The sequence below is a fragment of the Acidovorax sp. BoFeN1 genome (assembly GCF_003345135.1).
In the GTDB taxonomy this organism is placed as follows: Bacteria; Pseudomonadota; Gammaproteobacteria; order Burkholderiales; family Burkholderiaceae_C; genus Acidovorax; species Acidovorax defluvii.
This window is the reverse complement of the sequence record NZ_QOZT01000038.1, coordinates 13,689-33,357: the sequence shown is the minus strand read 5'-3', so window position 1 is coordinate 33,357 and position 19,669 is coordinate 13,689. Positions and strand designations below refer to the sequence as shown.

General features: G+C 62.5%; 14 protein-coding genes. 5 read left to right on the top strand and 9 right to left on the bottom strand.

Going from position 1 to position 19,669, the window contains the following annotated elements; genetic code table 11:
* From DTW89_RS10430 to DTW89_RS10410, 5 genes are all read right to left on the bottom strand, one after another.
* Positions 1-204, bottom strand: a 204-nt coding sequence (locus DTW89_RS10430; RefSeq protein ID WP_147277647.1) for a hypothetical protein, incomplete at its 3' end; no start/stop codon positions are given.
* A gap of 2 nt (positions 205-206) precedes the next feature.
* Positions 207-494, bottom strand: coding sequence for a hypothetical protein (locus tag DTW89_RS19745; protein WP_236637101.1), 288 nt, complete (start codon positions 492-494; stop codon positions 207-209).
* Positions 495-583: 89 nt separating this feature from the next.
* On the bottom strand, positions 584-949 hold the full coding sequence (locus DTW89_RS10420) for a hypothetical protein (RefSeq protein WP_111864741.1): 366 nt from the start codon (positions 947-949) through the stop codon (positions 584-586).
* Positions 950-1,104: 155 nt separating this feature from the next.
* The gene (locus DTW89_RS10415; protein ID WP_114655891.1) at positions 1,105-2,910 is read right to left on the bottom strand and encodes a sodium:solute symporter family protein; all 1,806 of its coding nucleotides are present in this window, start codon (positions 2,908-2,910) and stop codon (positions 1,105-1,107) included.
* 11 nt (positions 2,911-2,921) lie between these two features.
* The gene (locus tag DTW89_RS10410) at positions 2,922-3,182 is read right to left on the bottom strand and encodes a DUF4212 domain-containing protein (protein ID WP_024814039.1); all 261 of its coding nucleotides are present in this window, start codon (positions 3,180-3,182) and stop codon (positions 2,922-2,924) included.
* Between the two features lie 287 nt (positions 3,183-3,469).
* Here DTW89_RS10410 and DTW89_RS10405 point away from each other — a divergent pair, with 287 nt between their 5' ends.
* Positions 3,470-4,015: a hypothetical protein gene (locus tag DTW89_RS10405; protein WP_114655890.1), complete on the top strand. Its 546-nt coding sequence runs from the start codon at positions 3,470-3,472 to the stop codon at positions 4,013-4,015.
* 391 nt (positions 4,016-4,406) lie between these two features.
* Here the strand turns inward: DTW89_RS10405 and DTW89_RS10400 are convergent, their stop codons facing one another.
* Both DTW89_RS10400 and DTW89_RS10395 read right to left on the bottom strand, forming a co-directional pair.
* The gene (locus tag DTW89_RS10400; protein WP_114655893.1) at positions 4,407-4,913 is read right to left on the bottom strand and encodes a hypothetical protein; all 507 of its coding nucleotides are present in this window, start codon (positions 4,911-4,913) and stop codon (positions 4,407-4,409) included.
* Between the two features lie 201 nt (positions 4,914-5,114).
* Positions 5,115-11,129 carry an excinuclease ABC subunit UvrA gene (locus tag DTW89_RS10395; protein ID WP_114655889.1) on the bottom strand — a complete coding sequence of 2,005 codons (6,015 nt, stop codon included), beginning with the start codon at positions 11,127-11,129 and terminating at the stop codon, positions 5,115-5,117.
* A gap of 198 nt (positions 11,130-11,327) precedes the next feature.
* On the opposite strand from DTW89_RS10395, the gene DTW89_RS10390 reads away from it, so the two are divergent.
* Positions 11,328-12,440 (top strand): ABC transporter substrate-binding protein, encoded by a 1,113-nt coding sequence (locus tag DTW89_RS10390; protein ID WP_114655888.1) that lies wholly within the window; start codon positions 11,328-11,330, stop codon positions 12,438-12,440.
* Between the two features lie 143 nt (positions 12,441-12,583).
* On the top strand, positions 12,584-13,699 hold the full coding sequence (locus tag DTW89_RS10385; protein ID WP_114655887.1) for an ABC transporter substrate-binding protein: 1,116 nt from the start codon (positions 12,584-12,586) through the stop codon (positions 13,697-13,699).
* A 415-nt stretch (positions 13,700-14,114) separates the two neighbouring features.
* Here DTW89_RS10385 and DTW89_RS10380 read toward each other — a convergent pair whose 3' ends face one another.
* Both DTW89_RS10380 and DTW89_RS10375 read right to left on the bottom strand, forming a co-directional pair.
* Positions 14,115-15,128, bottom strand: a complete 1,014-nt coding sequence (locus DTW89_RS10380) for a porin (protein ID WP_114655886.1) — start codon at positions 15,126-15,128, stop codon at positions 14,115-14,117.
* 325 nt (positions 15,129-15,453) lie between these two features.
* On the bottom strand, positions 15,454-17,115 hold the full coding sequence (locus DTW89_RS10375; RefSeq protein ID WP_114655885.1) for an MFS transporter: 1,662 nt from the start codon (positions 17,113-17,115) through the stop codon (positions 15,454-15,456).
* 379 nt (positions 17,116-17,494) lie between these two features.
* On the opposite strand from DTW89_RS10375, the gene DTW89_RS10370 reads away from it, so the two are divergent.
* A complete protein-coding gene (locus DTW89_RS10370; protein ID WP_024814031.1) occupies positions 17,495-17,803 on the top strand; it encodes a DUF485 domain-containing protein in 309 nt (102 codons plus the stop codon).
* A 5-nt stretch (positions 17,804-17,808) separates the two neighbouring features.
* Positions 17,809-19,536: a cation acetate symporter gene (locus DTW89_RS10365; protein WP_114655884.1), complete on the top strand. Its 1,728-nt coding sequence runs from the start codon at positions 17,809-17,811 to the stop codon at positions 19,534-19,536.
* Positions 19,537-19,669: the final 133 nt, after the last annotated feature.

The following is a 19,669-nucleotide window of genomic DNA, read 5'->3' as shown; positions in this document are numbered from 1 at the left end:
CCACACCCCGCCCGAGGCAGCCCGCCCCACGCTGCCGAAATACGTCCAGGCGGTGCAATACACGGCCAGCGAAAGCGCGTAGGTCCAGGGGTTGGCGATGACCGAGCGCCCCGCTTGCGCACGGCGATCGGCCCAGTAGGCCACGGCAAACAGCAGCAGCAGATAGGCGAACGACGAGGCAATGACCAGTGCGGGCGTGAGCATGCCTAATCCTGCAGCGATGCAGACGGTGGGGGCACCGCTGCCACGCGGTCGTCAGGGCGGTCATCGGGGTGTTCGTCGCTGCGGTCGCCCAGGCGGTTATCGGGCCGCTCCATCAGCCAGGCCAGTGCGGCAATCAGCCCGCCCCACAGCAAGAACAGGGCCGCCGGGAACAAGGGAATGCCCCACACGGTGGCATCACGGTCCCACAGGCCGAGCAGCGGAAAGTTGAACAGTACCCAGCCGCCGACAAACAGGGCAACCAGGCGTTGGGAGCCGAGTCCTTTGAGCACAGCAGTCTCCTGGCGGGGAGTCTGGATGCCCCCCTGTTGTCCATTGTGCGCCCGGCACTTACCTCGATCTTACGTACCGGGCAGTGCAGTCAGGCCTTGACCTTGGGCTTGGCCCTGGCGGCCGCCCCATGCGCCTGGCGCGAAAGCGCGAAATCCAGAAAAAACTTGCACCAGATGGTGCTACCCGCCATGGCGGTCCAGGTGTTGTAGTCGAGCTGGCCCAGTGCCACGCTGACGATCACCACCGCTGCCACCACACCAGCGATGAGGTTGATGACCATCGCATAGGGGGCGTATTTTTCAGGGTTGGGCGGTGACTCACCGCGCCTGATGGCGACCTCGGAAAAATCACGCTTGACCACGATACGCCACGCCCGGCGGAACCAGAAGAACGCCATCGGAAACAACGCGAGATACAAAATCCAGGTCAATGCGACGCTGACATCAAAAACCATGCAGAGCTCCCAGCTTCGGGGGCAACGCACAGCGCGCAGGCTCCCCGGAGAATTCAATTAAAAAGGCCCTGCCAGCGCAGCCGGCAGGGCCTCCATTGTCACTGCCGCAGCGCCAGAGCACCACGGCACAGGGGGTTTACCCCCTGACAGACGTCTCAGTGAGCACCCGTCACCAGCTTGGAGCCGCGCGGGACGCGCACCGACTCCACCATGGCCTGGATGTGCTCTGGTGGCTCTTTGGTGAACTTGTCCACCAGGAAGGCGACCCCGAAGTTCACCAGGGCACCGGCCGCACCAATCGCTTCAGGCGTGATGCCGAAGAAGCTGTTGGCGCCGCCAATGAGACCCAGATATTCCGTGCCCTTGATGAAGAAGATGCCCTTGTGTGCGAACACATAGAACAGGGTGAAGAACAGGCCTGCCAGCATGCCGGCCATGGCGCCTTCCTTGTTCATCTTCTTGCTGAAAATACCCATCATGATGGCGGGGAACAGCGAGCTGGCGGCAATACCGAAGGCCAGGGCCACGGTACCGGCCGCAAAGCCTGGCGGGTTCAAGCCCAGATAACCAGCCACCACAATGGCCACGGCCATCGACACCTTGCCCGCCAGCAGCTCGTTCTTCTCGCTGATGTTGGGGTTGAAGACGCCCTTGACCAGGTCATGCGACACGGCAGACGAAATAGCCATCAGCAGACCCGCAGCCGTCGACAGAGCAGCTGCCAGACCACCAGCCGCCACCAGCGCGATCACCCAGTTGGGCAGCAGCGCGATTTCGGGGTTGGCCATCACGATGATGTCGGCATTCACGTCGAGCTCATTGCCCTTCCAGCCGGCAGCCTCTGCCTTGCCCTTGGCCACTTCGTTCTTGGTCTTGTCGTTGTAGTACTGGATGCGGCCGTCACCGTTCTTGTCGGTGAACTTCAGCAAGCCGGTCTTTTCCCAACGCTTCATCCAGTCTGGACGCTCTTCGTTCTTGAGCGAAGCTTCAGGGGCATACAGGTCGCCACCGGTCTTGACGGCGGTGTTGACGGTGGCATGCAGGTTCAGCTTGGCCATGGCAGCCACAGCAGGCGCCGTGGTGTACAGGATGGCGATGAAGATCAGGGCCCAGCCAGCCGAGCTGCGAGCGTCCTTCACCGAAGGCACGGTAAAGAATCTCATGATGACGTGCGGCAAGCCAGCGGTACCAATCATCAGCGACATCGTGTACATGAACATGTTGAGCATGCTGCCGGGCCATTGCGTGGTGTACTTGCCAAAGCCCAGGTCAGTGACCACGGAATCGAGCTTGGCCAGCAAAGTCATGTCGGTGCCAACATAGCTGCCACCCAGACCCAGCTGAGGGATCACGTTGCCCGTGAGCTGCAGCGAGATGAACACGGCAGGAACGGTGTAGGCCAGGATCAGCACGATGTACTGCGCAACCTGGGTGTAGGTGATGCCCTTCATGCCGCCGAACACGGCGTAGGCGAACACGATGGCCATACCGACGTAAATGCCGGTGTCGCTGGACACGCCCAGGAAGCGCGAGAAGGCAATGCCCACACCGGTCATCTGACCAATGATGTAGGTGAGCGACGCCACCAGCAGGCACATCACGGCAATGGTGCTGGCGCTCTTGGAGTAGAAGCGATCACCGATGAACTGCGGCACCGTGAACTTGCCGAACTTGCGCAGGTACGGAGCCAGCAGCATGGCCAGCAGCACGTAGCCGCCGGTCCAGCCCATCAGGAACAGGCCACCGCCATACCCCATGTTGGCGATCAGACCGGCCATGGATATGAAGGAAGCCGCGCTCATCCAGTCGGCGGCCGTGGCCATGCCGTTGGTGATGGGGTGCACGCTGCCACCGGCCGCGTAGAACTCGCTGGTGGAACCCGCGCGGGCCCACACTGCGATGCCGATGTAGAGCGCGAAGCTCAGACCGACAAAGATATAGATGGTTGTTTGAAGATCCATGATTTCAGCCCTCAGTCTTCATGCACGTCGAACTGACGATCGATGTCGCCCATCTTCTTCGCGTAATAAAAAATCAGCGCAATGAAGATGTAGATAGAGCCCTGGTGAGCAAACCAGAACCCGAGCGGATAACCGCCCAACTTGATGTTATTGAGCACGTCGACAAACAGGATCCCCGCGCCGAACGACACCACAAACCAGACGATCAGAATCTTGGTTAGCAGGCCGAGCGTGGCTTTCCAGTAGGCGTGACTGCTTTTGTCTTCCTTCATGAATTCCCCTCGTGTATGAGTACAGAACACAGCACCTAGGCACTGCCCCCGCGCATTCCGCAGGCTGGGCCATCGGATTGCGTAAGCGACTGTGTCCACGCTTGCTTACAGCTAACTGATGAAAACGCCCAAATTGCCGTGCGAAGGACGACTCAAGGGAAAACACCGATCAGAGATGTTGCGTGCATCTGAAACGGCCTAGTGAAAGTCCCAATGGCATAAAAAGGGGATGCGGAAACACTCTGTCACCAATTCACTTCTCGCTGAAAGATTGCGCCCCACACCCCATGGCAGATGTTCCCTCCAACCTGACCGCCGCCATTTACGCCAAGACCGCCCAGGGCCAACAAGAAATACAGTCCCGCTCGCTGGGGCTGACACCTCTTGCACGGCGCATTCTGGTGCTGGTGGACGGCAAGCGCAGCGGCCAGGACCTGAGTACCTTTGCTCCCGGCGGCGAGATCAGCGCCCAGCTCACCGAATTGCTCAGCCGTGACTGCATCGAGGCGGTGGGCGTGGCGCAGCCAGCCGCCAGCCCTGCGACTGCCCCCGCCAAACCGCACGCCCCCGACGAGATTGACCTTTCGGGCCTGCCCCCCGCCGAATCGCGCAGCGCCAAAGAGCTGGACATGGCGCGCAATTTCATGACCAACACGGTCAACAACATCTTTGGCCACCACAACCGCATTTCGCTGTTAGAAGCCATCCACGGCTGCAAAAGCAGCAGCGAGTTGCGCCACGTTTATGTGGCCTGGGCCCAGGCGCTCGAAACCAATGCCACCGGCAAGAAGCGCCTGCCCGAGTTGCGCGAAAAGCTGTTCGCGGTGCTTTGATTTCTTATCCCAATTGCGCGTACGCCGTGTCGGTCGGAGGTGCGGTGCGTTGGGGAATGTTTGCGCTGTGCCGTCCCACTGCCGCAGCGCAGCCAGCAGGCGCACGCCTGCTGCCATACTGGAGCCGAGGCGGATTTAATTTTTGCACAAATGAGGCGCTAGTGCCCGTATAGAAAGCGTCTAATGCTATTTATTTAATAGCAATAGCCTCCACGCTTCAGGCGAACGGCAGTTCATGCACGCACCACGCCATCACGCCGTCACTCCAATGCGGGCCCCAAACGGCAACGGCCGCAAGGCCGTGGTGCAAACGTGATGTTCGGCGGTGCGCGCTCTGTAGCCTGCACCGCCCCCGCGTATTGTGAGGGGGCGGCGGGCAGCAGAGCCGCGTTCAGCAGCCCATGGGACGGTTGGGGCGCATGGGCACGATGCCCGTCACACGCAGCGTGGCAGCAGAGCCATCGGTGGCGGTGAGCGTCTTGCCTGTCAGACGCACCTGGTCACTCTCGCGCACCACCGCAGTGTCGGTGTCGTCGCTGCTGGCGTATTCCTTGCCGTCAAAAGTCAGGAACGCCTGGTAGAGCTTGGTCACATCGGGACGGTAGCGAATGTCGCCAAACGCGGTGGCGGAAGAGCCCACCTTGTTGGCACCGTCAAAGCGGAAAGCGCACAGCTCTGGCACCGAGCCAATGGGGTTTTGTTTGCTCACATCGGTGAGGTTGAGCGCACCGTTGCCGTACACGCCATTGAGGCCGCTGACGGTGGCGTTGGTCACCGTCAGCACACCTGGCTCGTTGCTGGGGGTTGGGTCGTCGTCATTGCCGCCACCGCAGGCGACCAGCAGAACAGAGGCGGCCGCAATGGCGGCACAGGTCTTGAGAAGATGGAAAGCGTTCATGGTCATGGGCGTCCGTAGCTGTGGATGGAAAGTGGGGAGCCGATCCCCTGCAACCCATCGTAGGAAGCCCACCCCGCGCGGCGCGTGCGCCATGTTCCGGGCTGTGCGTAGGACAGGGGCCGACAGCTGCGTATGCGCACCACCGGGCTGGCACCCCGCCCCTCCCTTCAGGCGCGCGGGCCATCACACTGCAAGGGCACCTCAGCGCGCCAGCACCGCCGCCAGCGCCTTGCCTGTATGGGTGCCTGCCGCCACCACGTCTTCAGGTGTGGCTGCGGCCACGATGCGCCCGCCTGCGTTGCCGCCCTCGGGGCCCAGGTCCAAAATCCAGTCGGCCTCGGCGATCACATCCAGGTCGTGCTCGATCACGATCACGCTGTGACCACCATCGACCAAGCGGTGCAGCACGCGGATGAGCTTGTCCACATCGGCCATGTGCAGGCCCACGGTGGGCTCGTCCAGCACATACAGCGTGTGCGGCGCCTTCTGGCCCCGGCGGCCGACCTCGTCTCGCACCTTGGTCAGCTCGGTCACGAGCTTGATGCGCTGCGCCTCGCCGCCGCTCAGGGTCGGCGAGGGCTGGCCCAACGTGAGGTAGCCCAGGCCCACGTCCTGCAAGAGCTGCAGCGGGTGCGCAATGCTGGGCATGGTGGCAAAGAAGCCCACGGCCTCGTCCACTTCCATCTGCAGCACATCGCCAATGCTCTTGCCGCGCCAGGTGACGGCCAGTGTTTCGGGGTTGAAGCGCGCGCCGTGGCAGGTTTCGCAGGGCACCTTCACGTCGGGCAGAAAACTCATCTCGATGGTGCGCACGCCCGCACCTTCGCAACCGGGGCAGCGGCCTTCGCCGGTGTTGAAGCTGAAGCGCCCGGCCGCGTAGCCGCGTGCCTTGGCCTCCAGCGTCTCGGCAAACAGCTTGCGGATGGTGTCCCAGAAGCCGATGTAAGTTGCGGGGCACGAACGCGGCGTTTTGCCGATCGGCGTCTGGTCCACTTCGAGCACGCGGTCGATGCTCTCGAAACCCGAAAGCCCCGTGCAGCCCACCAGCGGCGGCGCCTTGCCCTCATCCATGGCGTCACGGCCCGCTTTGGTGGAGCGCTGCTGCACCCAGGCCTGCACATTGGCCAGCAGCACATCGCGCGCCAGGGTGGACTTGCCCGACCCGCTCACGCCCGTCACCGCCACCAGGCGGTGCAACGGCACGGTGGCGGTCACGTTCTGCAGGTTGTGCAACTGCGCGCCGTGCACCGTGAGCCAGCGCATCGCTGCGCGTTCCTTGGCTTCGGTCAATGCGTCAGCCGCCAGCGATGCGGCCTGTGCCGCGCGCTTTTTCGCGGCGGCGCTTTGCCGACCGGTGGGCGCTGCCGACTCGGCTTGGGCAAAGGCCGCCGTGGCCTCGGCACTCACCGCGCTGGGCGCCATGCTGCGGCGCAATTGAAGCGGGTGCTTCATGGCGTGCAGCAGGTAGCGGCCGGTTTGCGAATCTTCTGCGGCCGTGATGTCGGCCACGCTGCCCTGCGCCACCAGGCGTCCGCCGCGTTTGCCCGCGCTGGGGCCAATGTCGATGATGTGGTCGGCGCGGCGGATGGTGTCTTCGTCGTGCTCCACCACCACCAGCGTGTTGCCCTTGTCGCCCAGCTTGTGCAGGGCGTTGAGCAAAATCTGGTTGTCGCGCGCATGCAGGCCGATGGTGGGCTCGTCGAGCACGTAGCACACGCCCTGCAGGTTGCTGCCCAGCTGCGCGGCCAGGCGGATGCGCTGGGCCTCGCCACCGCTGAGCGTGGGCGCCCCCCGGTCCAGCGTGAGGTAGCCCAGGCCCACTTCCTCCAAAAATTCGAGGCGGCTCTGGATCTCGGGCACGAGGTCGCGGGCGATGTCGCTTTCACGTTGAGTCATGCGCTGGGGCATGTCGTCCGCTCCGCGCAGGGTCTCGATCCAGCGGCGCACGTCCGTCACCGACAGCGCGGCGATATCGGTGATGCCGACGCCGGCAAACTTCACGGCGCGGGCCGTGTCGTTCAGGCGCGTGCCCCGGCACGTGGGGCAAGCAGTGTCGGCCAGGTCTTCCACCTCGGGCTCGGCAAAGGTCTGCTCGCGGCCTTTTTCCCTTCCTTTTTCATTGCTGTCCTGCACCGAGTCGTCAAACACCTTGCGCTGGTCGCGGGTGAGCTTGACGCCGGTGCCCACGCAGTCGGGGCACCAGCCATGTTTGCTGTTGTAGCTGAACAGACGCGGGTCCAGCTCGGCATAGCTGGTGGCGCACACCGGGCAGGCACGCTTGGTGGAGAAAGCCTGCAGATGCCCAATGCCTGCCGTGGGCAAGCCGCCTTCCATGGCCGCAGCCAGCGTGCCAATGCTGCTGAGCACATGCACCACGCCTTTGCCGTGGGTGAGGGCGTCGGCCAGCGCAGTGCGCAGCGCGGTCTCGTTCTCTGGCGACACATCCAGGCTGGCCACGGGCAGCTCGATGGTGTGCTCCTTGAAGCGGTCGATGCGAGGGAAGTTGGTGGTGGGCAAAAAGTTGCCGTCCACGCGCAGATGCGTAAAGCCGCGCGGGCGCGCCCAGTCGGCCAGCTCGGTGTACACGCCCTTGCGGTTCATCACCAGCGGCGCAAGCAGCCCGATGTGCTGGCCGCGGAACTGCGTGAGCAGCTGGGCGGCGATGCTCTCGGGCGTTTGCGGCTGCACCGCCGCACCGTCTTTCACGCAATGCTGCGTGCCCAGCTTGACGTACAGCAGACGCAAAAAGTGCCACACCTCGGTGGTCGTACCCACGGTGGACTTGCGCCCGCCGCGCGAGAGGCGCTGCTCGATGGCCACGGTGGGCGGGATGCCGTACACCGCATCCACCTCGGGCCGGCCTGCGGGCTGCACGATGGATCGCGCGTAGGCGTTGAGCGATTCAAGGTAACGGCGCTGGCCTTCGTTGAACAAAATGTCGAACGCGAGCGTGGACTTGCCCGAGCCGCTGACGCCCGTCACCACATTGAACTTGCCACGCGGAATGTCCACGCTCAGGTTTTGGAGGTTGTGTTCCTTCGCGTTGACGATTTGTATAGCGTTTTTGGCCTCTAGCGCTTTACCATCAAGCGCCACTAGCTCTTTTTTTCGTAGCACGGCGGCTTTTTCGTGTGCCGAATGGCCACCGATGCCCAGCGTGAGTTCATAGTCGCGCAGCGCCTGTCCGGTGTGCGAGGTGGCGTGCTGGCGCACATCCTCCGGCGTACCTTCGGCCACGATGAGGCCGCCCGCATAACCCCCCTCGGGTCCCAGGTCGATGAGCCAGTCGCTCGCGCGGATCACATCAAGGTTGTGCTCGATGACGATGAGCGAGTGCCCTGCGTCGATGAGCTTGCGCAGCGCGCGCATCAACTTGGCAATGTCGTCAAAGTGCAGGCCGGTGGTGGGCTCGTCAAACAAGAACAGCGTGCCTTTGCGGGCGACGGACTGGCGCGATTTGGATGCGCTGCGCGCGGCCTCAGCCAGAAAGCCTGCAAGCTTGAGGCGCTGCGCCTCGCCACCTGACAGCGTGGGCACGGGCTGGCCCAGCGCCACATATTCGAGCCCCACATCCACGATGGGCTGCAGCGCACGGATCACATCGCGGTCATTGGCAAACAGGTCGGCCGCCTCGGCCACCGTGAGGGCCAGCACATCGGCCACGTTCAACACCCGGCCGCCGCGCTCGATGGTGACTTCCAGAATCTCGGGGCGGTAGCGCTTGCCATCGCAATCGGGGCAACGCAGGTACACGTCCGACAAAAACTGCATCTCCACATGCTCGAAGCCCGAGCCGCCGCAGGTGGGGCAGCGCCCGTCGCCGCTGTTGAAGCTGAACTTGCTGGCGGTGTAGCTGCGCTGGCGCGACAGCGGCGCCACGGCATACAGCTCGCGAATGCCGTCCCACGCGCCCACATAGCTCACGGGGTTGGAGCGTGCCGTCTTGCCGATGGGTGACTGGTCTACAAACACCACGTCCGACAAATGGTCGGCACCCAGCATGCGGTCGTGCGCGCCCGGCGCATCGGTGGCCTTGCCAAAGTGGCGCAGCAGTGCGGGGGCCAGTACGTCCTGGATCAGGCTCGACTTGCCCGAGCCACTGACACCGGTCACGGTGACCAGGCGCTGCAGCGGGAACTCCACCGACACGTTCTGCAGGTTGTGCTCGCGTGCGCCCTCCAGAATGAGGCGAGGCGTCGATTCCGTCACCATGCGCTTGAACCCAAAACCCACGTGCTTGCGCCCACCCAAGTAGGCGCCGGTCAGCGTGTCGGCGTTGCGCAAATCGGCCGTGGTGCCGTCAAACACGATCTGCCCGCCCAGGCGGCCGGGGCCGGGGCCCATGTCGATCATGCGGTCAGCCGCCAGCATCACGGCCGGGTCGTGCTCCACCACCACCAGCGTGTTGCCCGCGTCGCGCAGGCGCAGCATGGCCTCGGTGATGCGGTGCATGTCGCGCGGGTGCAGGCCGATACTGGGCTCGTCGAGCACGAACAGCGTGTTGACCAGGCTGGTGCCCAGCGCCGTGGTGAGGTTGATGCGCTGCACCTCGCCGCCGCTCAATGTGCGGCTTTGCCGGTCAAGCGTGAGGTAGCCAATGCCCACGTCGCACAGGTATCGGAGGCGGGTGGTGATTTCTTCGTGCAGCAGTCGAAGCGCTTGTGCTTCACCAGTTTTCGCTTGTGCTTCACCAGTTTTCGCTTGCGCGTCACCCTTGGCGTTGTCGCCCACCGGCAGCTGCATGCGCGCAAAGAACTGGCGCAGGCGGTCGATGGGCAGCAGCATCAGGTCGTGCAAGCACAGGCCTGGCAGCGCTTCGAGCTGCTCGCGCGACCATTGCACGCCCTCGGGCATGAAGCGCTTGCCGGGCTCCAGCGCGGCATCGGCATCTTCCTTGCGGCCAATGCGCCACAGCAGACTTTCGGTCTTCAGCCGCGCGCCCGCGCAGGTGGGGCATGGCGTGTAGCTGCGGTACTTGGACAAGAGCACGCGGATGTGCATCTTGTAGGCCTTGCTTTCCAGGTACTCAAAAAAACGCTTGATGCCGTACCACTGCTGGTTCCACTTGCCGTTCCAGTTGGGCGAGCCGTTGATGACCCACTTTTTGTGCTCGTCGGTCAGCTTGTTCCAGGGCGTGTCGCGCGGGATGCCCGCGGCCTCGGCGTGGCGCATGAGGTCGTCCTGCGCCTCTTTCCACGCGGGGGTCTGAATGGTCTTGACGGCGCCTGCGCGCAGCGTGAGCTTGTCGTTGGGGATGACGAGGCCGTAGTCCACCCCGATCACGCGGCCAAAGCCCCGGCAGCTGTCGCACGCGCCCACGGCGGAGTTGAACGAGAAGGCCGACGGAATGGGGTCGCTGTAGCGCAGGTCGCTGTCGGGGCAGTGCAGGCCGGTGGAGAAGCGCCACAGCTCGGGCTCGCCCTCCTCCATCAACCGGTAGACATTCAAACGCCCCGAGCCGCGCTTGAGCGCCACCTCAATGGCCTCGATCGCGCGCGCCTTCTCGGCATTGCCCAAACGGAAGCGGTCGGCCACCACATCGAGCACCTTGCGCGGCCCGGTGGGCGTGCCCACTTCGCGCTCGGCCTGCACCTTGGTAAAGCCGCTGGCTGACAGCCATTGCTCGACCTGCTCTGCGCTGGTGTTGGCGGGGAGTTCGACCGGGAAGGTCAGCACGATGCGCGGGTTGACCTCGGCCCCCACGCTCCCCACTGCGTGTGGTTCGCCGCCCCCCAGGGGGGCGCTCGCCGCCTTGGGGCGGCCCGGCGCCGGCTCGATGCCGCAGCGCTGCTGCAGCTCCGCATAAATGGTCTCCGGCGTGTCGTGCCGCACGGGCTGTGCCGTCTGCCTGTCAAACAACTGGCCCGCCCGGGCGAACAGCAGCTTCAGATGGTCGTTCAGCTCCGTCATCGTGCCCACCGTGGAGCGGCTGGAGCGCACGGGGTTGGTCTGGTCGATGGCAATGGCCGGGGGCACGCCCTCGACCTTGTCCACGGCAGGTTTGTCCATGCGGTCCAGAAACTGGCGCGCATAGGCGCTGAAGGTTTCCACGTAGCGGCGCTGGCCTTCGGCATACAGCGTGTCAAAAACCAGGCTCGACTTGCCCGAGCCACTGGGGCCCGTGACCACCGTGAGTTCACCGGTGCGGATGTCCAGATCCAGGTTCTTGAGGTTGTGCTGGCGTGCGCCGCGGATTCGGATCAGTCCCTGGGTCATGGAAGCAGTCTTTCGGGTGTGAGGCGGAACATTCTAGGGACCAACCGCGGCGGGCGCGCAACACGGCGCAGTATCCCCGGCACCGCTGTGGTGCTTATGCTGCATTGCGGCATTCCACAGGGCACGGTGACGGTCAAAAGATGGCCTTAAGGCCGGTTCACCGTATAGACTGAAAATCAACTTGGAGAGGGGACTCCGATGAATCAATGGACCAAGCTCTGCGCCAGTGCTGCACTGGCCACACTGATCTGCACCAGCCACGCACAGATCCTGATCGGACAGACCGCCGGATATTCCGGCCAGGTCGCGGCGGGCGTCAAGGAAACTGCGGACGGTGCAATGCTGTACCTCGACGCGGTCAACGCGAAGGGTGGCGTGAACGGACAGAAAATTGAACTCGTCTCGCTGGACGACAAGTTCGACCCCAAACTCGCCGGTGAAAACGCCCGCAAGCTGATTGAAGAGCAAAACGTGCTCGCAATGTTTCTGACCCGCGGCACCCCTCACACAGAAGCCATGATCCCGCTGCTGGAGAAGAACGGCGTGGCGCTCATCGGCCCATCCACCGGCGCCATGGTGCTGCACCAGCCCGTGCGCAAATACATCTTCAACGTGCGCGCCACCTATCAGCGCGAGGCGGAAAAGGCCATGACCCACCTGGCATCCATGGGTATGACACGCATCGCGGTGGTGTATTCCGACGACAGTTTTGGTGCAGACGGCATCATCGGCGCCCAAAAAGGCCTGACCGCCAGCAAGCTCAACCCGGTTGTGCTGGAGAAGTTCAACCGTACCAAACCCGACTTTGCTCCCATTGCAGTCAAACTGGCCAGCGCCAACGCCCAGGCGATGCTGATGCTGGCATCGGGCGCGGCGGTGGTGGATGCCGGCAATGCGTTTCGGGCAGCCGGGTCGGCCGCACAGATCGTCACGCTCTCCAACAATGCCTCCACAGGGTTCATCAAGAGCCTGGGCGCCAATGCGCGAGGGATGATCGTGACCCAGGTCTCCCCCAACGAACGTGCCATGACCTACGCCATGGTGAAGGAAGCACTCGACCTGGCCAAAGCCAAGGGTCTCAGTGAGGTCAGCCCAGCCATGCTGGAAGGGTTTGCTGCCGCCAAAGTGCTGGTTGAAGGCCTCAAGCGCGCGGGCCCCAAGCCCACCCGGGAAAAAGTCCACGCCGCGCTGGAGAGCCTGCGCAAGTTTGACCTCGGTGGCCTTGAAATCAGCTACGGGCCCGACGACCATTCCGGGCTGGATTTTGCCGATCTCGCCATCATTGGCACAGACGGCAGGTTCCGCCGCTAACCGCACGGGGGGGGCTCATCTGCCCTTCAGGTATGAGTTGCTGAGGAAGCACAAAGGCCGCACGCATGCGACCTTTGCGTTTCCTCATTACCTGGTTCTGCTCTCCGGCCTAAACTCGGACCACTGGATAGATAGGTACACGCATGAAAAAATGGAAACCCTTGTTGGCAGCTTGCGCACTGGCGGCAGGATTGGCTGGCCACAGCATGGCGCAGATCATCGTTGGACAAACTGTGGGCGTCACGGGCTCTGCGGCCATCACCGTCAAAGAATCCATGCAGGGTGCGTCGCTGTACCTGGATTTTGTGAACGCCCAAGGAGGCGTGGGTGGCCAGAAAATTGAACTGGTGGTGCTGGACGACAAGTTCGATACCAAGCTGACGCTGGAAAACGCCCGCACCCTCATCGAGAAACACGGCGCCATTGCGCTCTTCATGACACGGGGAACCCCACACACCCAGGGCATCGTGCCGCTGCTCGACGAAGCCGGCGTGGTGCTGGTGGGCCCATCCACCGGCGCAATGGCATTGCACAAGCCGGTGAGCCGCCACGTCTTCAATGTTCGTGCGCCCTACCAGCTTGAGGTGGAAAAGGCCATCACCCACCTGAACACGCTGGGGGTTGAGCGCATCGGCGTCATCCACGTCGATGACAGCTTCGGGGCAGACGCCCTGAGCGGCGCCCTGAACGGGTTCAAGGCCCAGGGTACCCAGGCTCTTTTTATTGAGAAATTTGATCGCAGCAAGCCTGACTTCAGCGCCATTGCCCCACGTGCCGCCAAACAGGCGCCACAAGCTGTGATCTTCGTCGGCACGGGCGCTGCCGTGGTGGACGGCATCAAGGCCCTGCGCACGGCCGGTGTGTCTGGCCAGATCGTGACCTTGTCAAACAATGCCTCTGGCGGCTTCACCAAGGCCCTGGGAGAACAAGCGCGGGGCGTTGTGGTCACCCAGGTTTTCCCATCCGAGCGTTCCCTCAACTACCCCGTCATCAAGGAGGCCATGGGTCTGGCCAAGGCAAAGGGCATTGACGAACTGACGCCAGCCATGGTCGAGGGCTTCATCAACGCCAAGGTGCTGGTCGAAGGCCTGCGCCGGGCAAGTCCCAAGCCAGACCGCGCCCGCATGCTGGCGGCAATGGAGGGAATGCGAAAGTTCGACCTGGGCGGCCTGGAGTTGTCTTACAGCGCCACCGACCACAGTGGACTCGCGTTCACCGACCTGTCCATCGTGGGATCGGACGGGCGCTTCAAGCGCTGAAAAGCAACTAACCCAAGCGGCGATCACTGGGCTGGGGGTATCCGAGGTGATCTGGCCCGGGGAATGCGCTCATGACGCCCCGATGGTTGGTTTGACTCCGGCCAGGTTTGCTTTCTGGTCACGATGTCTTCAGAAGTCAGACGCAGCTGCAGAAATAGCTGCGTTCCTTTCGCTTTCGACTGGAGACTGCCCCTCTGCGCTCCGGTGAAAAATGGCCTCTTGAGCCACACAGGAAGCTGCCGTGACCCCCTGACCGCCATATTCCACCAACCAGCGCTCCGCTCGCTGCAGATACCCATCGACAACACAGCTCTGCGAGCAAGCGCACACCAATGAAAAAGGCCTTGCATCCAAAGATGCAAGGCCTTCACAGATTCCGTTTCGTCAGCTGGCCAAGCCAGCTGGCGATCAGGAATTAGAAGTTGTGGCGAACGCCCACAGCGAACGAGGAGAAATCCTTGCCAGACGCCTGGCCTGCAGCCAACGTGCCATTGAAGCCGTAGCCGTAAGTAGCATTGGCATCGTTGTTCACGCGAGTGTAGTAGGTGTAAACCTTGGTCCGCTTGCTCAGGTTGTAGTTGTAGCCCAGGGTGAATTGGGTGGCGGCCGAGTCAGCCCGATTGCTCCAGCTGTTCGCACGGCCCACATTCACGTGGAACTCGGACGCGCCGACGTTGTAGGCGCCAGCCAGACGGAAGTTGTTCCGCGAACCTGCCACGTTTTCGTCGTTGCGCTGGTAATAGCCGCCCACCACGAATTGGCCGAAGGTATACAGCGCGCGCAGACCCAGCTGCTTGTCGTCATCCACTTGGCTGTAGCCAGCACCCAGCGCCAAAGCGCCGAGGTTGTAGTTGGCAGCCAGGTCGTAGCCATTCTTGCCTCCAGTGGTCTGCTCGTGCAGGTTCACAGAAGCATCGATCGTCAGGCCTCCGAAGCTGGGCGAACGGTAGCCGATCTTGTTGGTGGTGCTCAGGCCATTGAACCAGACTGGGTCTTGGTAGAAGGCGTCAGAGGAGGAGCCCGTGTTATGGTTGTGCATGCTCACATAGTCAGCCGTAGCGTAGTACGACTCGGGCATGAAGTTACCCAAGCGGACCATACCGAAGCCGCCGGACAGGTTCACTTCGCTCTGGCGTGCGAAAGACATGCCGGTGGTGGGGTGGGTCCAGCCGGAACCCGTGCCGGTGTCCGAATTGAAACCGCTTTCCAGCTGGAAGCCAGCCTTCAGGCCACCGCCCAAGTCTTCCGTGCCCTTGAAGCCGAAGCGCGAAGAGTTGTTGAACATGCCGGTGGTGGACACATCGCCCAACTTCTGGCGTTCCACGGTGGTGTTCACACGGCCATACAGCGTTACGCTGCTCTGGGCCATTGCAGCGGTGGTGCCGGCAACAGCCAGGACAGCCAGGACAACGCGGGTCATTTTTTGCATGAGAACTCCTTTGAAACTAGTTGCCATCAATAGAAGAGGCGCACAGGTGGCTTCAGATTTTGACTGGGCCACCCAAAATGCTATGGGGCTTCGATCTTATTGCGCGTCACGTTTAAACGCACTATTTGCTGAAAGTTTGATGACACGAGTGATGCACTCCTGCAACACTCGTACTTGCGGCGGGGTGGCCACTGCCCAACGACGGCTCCTGGGCGCATGAACGGCAAACCGACAGAAGTGCTCCAGAATGGTGCAGAAAGCCCATTTTGCGAGCACATCGCGCTCTCACAGGTCGGCGGATGCACCGAACGATGGCAGTTGTTGATCAATCGTTGCCGTAGATGTCGACATCCTTGGTTTCACGAATGAACAAGGTGCCGATCACCGCCGTGACGCCCGCGATGATGATGGGATACCAGAGGCCGTTGTACATGTTGCCGGTCTGCGCCACGATGGCAAACGCCATGGTGGGGAGCAAGCCTCCAAACCAGCCATTGCCAATGTGATACGGCAAGCTCATGGATGTGTAGCGTATGCGCGTGGGGAACATTTCCACCAGCATGGCAGCAATGGGGCCATACACCATGGTCACCAGAATTACCAGGTAGGTCAGGATGACAACCAGCATCACCTTGTTCATCTTGGCGGGGTCGGCATGGGCGGGATAACCTTCGGCCTTCAACGTTTCGGCCACGGCCTTCTTGAACGCTGCGTCCTTGGCCCGGGCCTCGTCCGCCGGGATGCCCCTGGATGCATAGCTGGCGATGGTGGTTTCACCCACCTTGATCACGGCCGGCGTGCCCGCGGGGGCTGCTTCGTTGTCATAGCTCACCGACCTGGCGGCCAGCACCTGCTTGGCGACATCGCAAGAGCTGGTGAACTTCGCCGTGCCCGTGGGGTTGAACTGGAAGGAACACTCGGCGGGGTCGGCCAGCACCACCACCTTGTTCCTGGCCTGTGCGGCGGCCAGATCCGGATTGGCCGCCTCGGTCAGCGCCTTGAACGCGGGGAAATACGTCAAAACAGCCAGCACACAGCCCAGCATGATGATCGGCTTGCGCCCGATCCTGTCTGACAACGTGCCGAAGACCACGAAAAACGGTGTGCCGATCAGCAGTGCCGCGGCGATCAGCAGGTTGGCTGTGACGGCATCTACCTTGAGCTGCTGCGTCAGAAAGAACAGCGCATAGAACTGCCCGGTGTACCAGACCACGGCTTGGCCGGCGGTCAGGCCGATCAGGGCCAGGATCACGATCTTCAGGTTCTTCCACTGGCCAAAAGATTCGGACAGGGGCGCCCTGGATGTCTTGCCTTCGGCCTTCATTTTCTGAAAGGCGGGCGATTCCGACAACGACAGCCGGATCCACACCGAGACGCCCAGCAGCAGGATGGACACCAGAAACGGAATGCGCCAGCCCCAATCGCCAAATTCGGCTTCGCCCATGAGCGTGCGGGTGCCCAGAATCACCACCAACGACAGAAACAGGCCCAGCGTTGCCGTGGTCTGAATCCATGAGGTGTAGGCACCGCGTGCACCGTGCGGCGCATGTTCGGCCACGTAGGTGGCGGCGCCGCCATATTCACCGCCCAGCGCCAGGCCCTGCAGCATGCGCAGCGCAATCAGGACCACCGGCGCAGCCACGCCGATGCTGGCGTAGGTGGGCAGGATGCCCACGATGAAGGTGGACAAACCCATGATCAGGATAGTGACCAGAAAAGTGTATTTGCGCCCGATCATGTCGCCCAGCCGACCAAACACCAGTGCGCCAAAAGGCCGCACGATGAAGCCGGCGGCAAAGGCCAGCAGCGCAAAGATGAACGCCGACCCCGCATCCAGTCCGCTGAAGAACTGCTTGGCAATGATGGCGGCAAGCGAGCCATAAAGATAAAAGTCGTACCACTCGAACACGGTGCCGAGCGACGAAGCGAAGATCACATTCTTCTCTTGGGCAGACATGGGCCGCGGTGCGGGATGCTGGGTTGCCATGGTTGTCTCCTGTTCTTTTTTTATGTGAACTTGCAGGCACCGCAAGAATATTTTTGGGGCGACTATCCTTTGCGCCACTGACACCGCTCTGACGCATTTTTTTGCAGCAATTGCTGCAGAGCCTGCGCGAGTTTGCGCGAGTTCGCGCAGCGTCAACGGCTGTCTGTGCTCCGCATGTTTCAAGTCAATCAACACGCGGTAACAAATCAGCCCCACCGCCCTCTCACGGCCGCTGCGGCGCTCCTATCTCTGCAGCAATATCGCGGCAAAGCCCCGCGGCGTAAGCACTTGGTCAGTGCGCGTTCGCACAATCGAGACATGCGGTGCGGCATGCCGCCCCATACGACGATTGAATACACCACCTTGAGGAGAGACAGCCATGAGCGACCCGATGGTCCAGAAAATACAAAGCCATCCGAAGTACCTGGAGTTGCGCACCAAGCGCAATCGCCTGGGCATCTTCCTGACGGCACTGATGCTGATCGTTTACTACGGCTACATCGCGCTGATTGCCTTCGACAAGAAGTTCCTGGCCCAGCCCATTGGCACGGGTGTGACCACATTGGGCATCCCCATCGGCATGGGCGTGATCATTTTCACAATCGTGATCACCGCCATTTATGTGCGCCGCGCCAACGGCGAATTTGACACCCTGACCAAAGAAATCCTGAAGGACGCAGCGCAATGAACGCAATGGAAAAACGCGGGGTCAGCCTGCTGACGCTGATGGCCCTGCTCGCAGCGGGTGCCGCCCACGCGGCCGGGGCCGACCTGGGCCAATCGGCCAAACAGGCCACCAACTGGACCGCCATCATCATGTTTGGCGTCTTTGTGGCCGGCACGCTGTGGATTACCAAGTGGGCTGCGGCCAAGACCAAGTCGGCCTCCGACTTCTACACCGCCGGCGGCGGCATCACCGGCTTTCAGAACGGCCTGGCGATTGCAGGCGACTACATGTCGGCGGCTTCGTTTTTGGGCATTTCGGCGGCCGTGATGGCATCGGGCTACGACGGCCTGATCTACTCCATCGGCTTCCTGGTGGGCTGGCCCATCATCACCTTCCTGATGGCCGAGCGCCTGCGCAACCTGGGCAAGTTCACCTTTGCCGACGTGGCCGGCTACCGCTTTCAGCAGGGCCCCATCCGTGCGTTTGCTGCTTCGGGCACGCTGGTGGTGGTGGCTTTCTACCTGATCGCACAGATGGTTGGTGCAGGCCAGCTCATCAAGCTGCTGTTTGGCCTGGAATACTGGATGGCCGTGGTCATCGTGGGCGCGTTGATGATGGTTTACGTGCTGTTTGGCGGCATGACTGCCACGACGTGGGTGCAGATCATCAAGGCCGTGATGCTTTTGGCGGGCGTGACCTTCATGGCCTTCATGGTGCTGGCGCAGTTCGGCTTCAGCCCCGAGGCGCTTTTTGCCAAGGGCGTTGAAGTGCGCACTGCCATTGCCGCCAACACCGGCAAAACACCCGAAGAGGCCGCCCGCGCGGGCCTGGGCATCATGGGCCCTGGTGGCTTCATCAAGGACCCCATCTCGGCCATCTCTTTTGGCATGGCATTGATGTTCGGCACCGCCGGACTGCCGCACATCCTGATGCGTTTTTTCACGGTGCCCGATGCCAAGCAGGCACGCAAATCGGTGTTGTGGGCCACCACCTGGATCGGTTACTTCTATGTGCTGATCTTCATCATTGGCTTTGGCGCCATCACCCTGGTGCTCACCAACCCCGAGTTCGCAGACGTGGTCAAGGGCGTCATCCACGGCGGCGCGGGCACGGCCAACATGGCGGCCGTGCTGGTGGCCAAGTCGGTGGGCGGCAACATCTTCTACGGCTTCATCTCGGCGGTGGCGTTTGCCACCATCCTGGCCGTGGTGGCGGGCCTTACGCTCTCGGGCGCCTCGGCCGTGTCGCACGACCTGTATGCCACCGTGTTCAAGAAGGGCAAGGCCGACAGCGCCTCGGAGCTGAAGGTCTCGCGCATCACCACGCTGGCCCTGGGCCTGATTGCCGTGGTGCTGGGCATTGCCTTTGAAAAGCAGAACATCGCGTTCATGGTGTCGCTGGCATTTGCCATTGCGGCCTCGGCCAACTTCCCGGTGCTGTTCATGTCGGTGCTGTGGAAAGACTGCACCACGCGCGGCGCTGTCATTGGCGGCTTCATGGGTCTGATCTCCTCGGTGGGCCTGACCATCGTGTCGCCCTCGGTGTGGGAAGCCACGCTGGGCAATCCGGTCGGCTCGGCGCTGTTCCCCTACACCTCGCCGGCGCTGTTCTCCATGACCATCGGTTTTGTGGGCATCTGGCTCTTCTCGATCACCGATAAGAGCGCCAACGCCGCACGCGAGCGCGCCGCCTTCCCGGCGCAGCAGGTGCGTTCGGAAACCGGCTTCGGCGCCGCCGGCGCTTCGGGCCACTGACCCGGCGCGGTACAGCGCCCACCTGCAGCACAGCGGCACCACCGCGGTGCTGCACCCCTCAAGCCGGGCCCCAGGGTCCGGCTTTTTTCATGCTCATATTCAGATAAGCGCCGTAACAATTGCTATTAATACA

Excerpts from the sequence above, each read along its gene's own strand:
- DTW89_RS10420 (WP_111864741.1), bottom strand. The coding sequence starts at position 949 with ATGGTTTTTGATGTCAGCGTCGCATTGACCTGGATTTTGTATCTCGCG.
- DTW89_RS10415 (WP_114655891.1), bottom strand. The coding sequence starts at position 2,910 with ATGGATCTTCAAACAACCATCTATATCTTTGTCGGTCTGAGCTTCGCG.
- DTW89_RS10410 (WP_024814039.1), bottom strand. The coding sequence starts at position 3,182 with ATGAAGGAAGACAAAAGCAGTCACGCCTACTGGAAAGCCACGCTCGGC.
- DTW89_RS10405 (WP_114655890.1), top strand. The coding sequence starts at position 3,470 with ATGGCAGATGTTCCCTCCAACCTGACCGCCGCCATTTACGCCAAGACC.
- DTW89_RS10400 (WP_114655893.1), bottom strand. The coding sequence starts at position 4,913 with ATGAACGCTTTCCATCTTCTCAAGACCTGTGCCGCCATTGCGGCCGCC.
- DTW89_RS10395 (WP_114655889.1), bottom strand. The coding sequence starts at position 11,129 with ATGACCCAGGGACTGATCCGAATCCGCGGCGCACGCCAGCACAACCTC.
- DTW89_RS10390 (WP_114655888.1), top strand. The coding sequence starts at position 11,328 with ATGAATCAATGGACCAAGCTCTGCGCCAGTGCTGCACTGGCCACACTG.
- DTW89_RS10385 (WP_114655887.1), top strand. The coding sequence starts at position 12,584 with ATGAAAAAATGGAAACCCTTGTTGGCAGCTTGCGCACTGGCGGCAGGA.
- DTW89_RS10380 (WP_114655886.1), bottom strand. The coding sequence starts at position 15,128 with ATGCAAAAAATGACCCGCGTTGTCCTGGCTGTCCTGGCTGTTGCCGGC.
- DTW89_RS10375 (WP_114655885.1), bottom strand. The coding sequence starts at position 17,115 with ATGGCAACCCAGCATCCCGCACCGCGGCCCATGTCTGCCCAAGAGAAG.
- DTW89_RS10370 (WP_024814031.1), top strand. The coding sequence starts at position 17,495 with ATGAGCGACCCGATGGTCCAGAAAATACAAAGCCATCCGAAGTACCTG.
- DTW89_RS10365 (WP_114655884.1), top strand. The coding sequence starts at position 17,809 with ATGGAAAAACGCGGGGTCAGCCTGCTGACGCTGATGGCCCTGCTCGCA.